Annotated in this window: 2 protein-coding genes; both read left to right on the top strand. The window is 68.0% G+C overall.

What is annotated here, in order from left to right:
• The first annotated feature begins 523 nt into the window (after positions 1-523).
• Entirely contained in the window at positions 524-1924 is a 1401-nt protein-coding gene (locus J0A65_RS22280; protein ID WP_206596513.1) for a purple acid phosphatase family protein, read from the top strand.
• A gap of 68 nt (positions 1925-1992) precedes the next feature.
• A partial coding sequence (locus J0A65_RS22275) for a diguanylate cyclase domain-containing protein (protein ID WP_206596512.1) occupies positions 1993-2581 on the top strand: 589 nt, incomplete at its 3' end.

Here is a 2581-nt window from a genome sequence, read left to right as displayed (position 1 = left end):
GATGCTCGCCGCCTGGCCGATCACCTCGACGCGCTCGACCGCCTCCTCGGCCCAGACCGGTGCGGCGCTGATGGCGATGGCCAGCAGGCTGACGTTGAATCCCGCTGTGCGGATATGACGAAATGGCTTTGCCACCTTGAATCCCTCGTTTCAATGGCCCCTGGCGACACCAGGCGATGGCAGCGAAAGCTAGGAATGCTTTGTGGCACTTGCGTGACAGCCCCTGCCGGAGCAGGCCCTGAAAGCCTGTTTCGTGGTGGTTTCACGGGGGTTCTGAGCTGAAATGACCCGGCCATGCCGCGTTGCCCGAGGCTCTGCGCGGGAATCGGAGCGGCCAGCGCCGGGTGGACAGCGGCGCCACTGCGCCCACGACCCCGCACCGGCTTAATCCAGGCTGAAAAAATCGCCCTGCACGGCTCCTTTCACCTGAGCCGAATCGACCCCCGGCGCGGTAACCGAACCGTCATGCGCCTTTGTTTCCTTGGCGCCGAACGCACTTCCGGATCAGCCAAGGAAACCGCACATGCATCGCCCCCTGCTGCTGGCCACGCTGCTGGCCACTGCCCTGAGCAGCCCCCTGACCCATGCCGAGCCGCCGCTGCCACGCTCGCCAGGCCAACCCTATGCCGCCGGCAACCTGGCGGACCGCATCGTGCTGACGCCCGGCGCAGACGCCGCCACGCAGATGGCCGTGAGCTTTCGTACCGACCTGCGCCAGGACAGCACCGCGCTCGAGTTCGGTCCGGCCCTGGCCGGCCCGCAGGTGGTGGCCAAGGCCCGCCAGCTCAGTGGCAGCAGTCGCCGCCTGGACGCCGAGAACGGCCCGTCCCTCTACCATCAGGTGCGCCTGGACGGCCTGAGCCCGGATACCGCCTATGCCTACCGGGTGCAAGGCAGCGCGGGCTGGAGCGAGTGGCATCAGTTCCGCACCGCCAGCCGGACCTTCGCTCCCTTCAGCTTCATCTACCTGGGCGATACCCAGAACGGCATCCTCGAGGTCGCCTCGCGCAGCATTCGCCAGGCCCTGCGCAGCGTCGCCCGCCCGGCGCTGGTGGTGCATGCCGGTGACCTGGTGGCCTCGCGCGACGACCTCGCCCATGACGACGAATGGGGTGAGTGGAACCAGGCGGGCGCTTGGGCCTACGCCGCCATCCCACAACTGGTCGCCGTCGGCAATCACGAATACCTCGACGACCTGCTGCCCGACGGCAGCGAGAGTCGCACGCTCGGCGCGCACTTCCCCGCCCAGTTCGCCCTGCCACGCAACGGCGCCGAGGGCGTGACCGAGACCAGCTACGTCAGCGACTACCAGGGCGTACGCTTCGTGGTGCTGGACGGCACCTCGGCACTCGACCTCGGCACCCTGGAGGCCCAGACCCGCTGGCTGGAGAACGCACTGAAGAGCAGCCAGGCGCGCTGGAACATCGTGGTCATGCACCAACCGATCTACACTTGCGCCCGCCCCGAGGACAGCGAACCACTCAAGGCCGCCTGGCAGCCCCTGTTCGAACGCCATGGCGTCGATCTGGTGCTGCAGGGCCACGACCACTGCTACAGCCGCCTGACCCATGTCGCCGGCCGCGCCGCCACGCGCCAGGCCCTGCGCAACCAGCAGGCCATCGGCCCGGTGTACATGGTCTCGGTGACCGGCTCGAAGATGTACGGCCTCAACGATCGCGCCCACAGCCAGCCGGACCGCAGCGCCGAGGATACCCAGCTGTACCAGACCATCAGCGTGGCGCAGAACCGCCTGAGCGTCAGGGCCTACAGCGCCGACGACCGGCTCTACGACGCCTTCGACATCCAGCGCGACGCCAGCGGCAACAAGACCCTGCACGAGCCCGACCTGGCTACCCCGGCCGAGCGCTACTGCACCCGGAACGCCGGCCCGGACGGCCTGCCCTGCAGCGCGAGGGACAAATGACTGTCATCGAAATGAGACCTGCCTCCGGCATGCTCGGCCACGGACGGACATTGCCGGGAGAATCGACCATGAAAGCACTGCTGAAACTGCATGGCCTGACCCTGGCCGGCCTGCTGCTGGCAGCCAACGCCGGGCTGCTGCTCTACCTCGGTGCGGGCGAGATCAAGTCCTGGGCCGAGATCAACTGGATGGACGTGGCCGGCGAAGGCGGCACCTGCCTGATCCTCTGCGGCTGGCTGATCATGCTGCTGAGTGGCCGCCCGGCCGGCTGGGTCACCCGCCTGCTGTCGCTGGGCCTGTGCTGCATCGCCTTCTCGATGTGGATGGACAGCCTCGACGAGTTCATCCGCCTGCCGCAGGAGACGGTCTGGGACAACTGGCTGGAGACCGCGCCGATGCCGCTCGGCATGCTGCTGCTGACGCTCGGCATGTACCACCTGCAGCAGGAACAGCGCGCCATCAGCGCGCAGATGCGCAAGCGCGAACACCTGCAGCGCGACCATCGCCTGTTCGACAAGCTCACCCCGCTGTCCGGAGCCCAGTACCTGCGCCAGCATCTGCAGCAGGCGCTGCAACAGGCGCGCGCGGAGCATCAGCCGCTGTCGCTGGTGGCCATCGACCTCGACGACTTCAGCCTGGTCAACCAGCGCTACGGCC

It is taken from the genome of Bowmanella yangjiangensis (assembly GCF_017255015.1).
Taxonomy (GTDB): domain Bacteria; phylum Pseudomonadota; class Gammaproteobacteria; order Enterobacterales; family Alteromonadaceae; genus Bowmanella; species Bowmanella yangjiangensis.
Note: the sequence above shows the minus strand (reverse complement) of the source record. Positions and strands in the feature narration are given on the sequence as shown.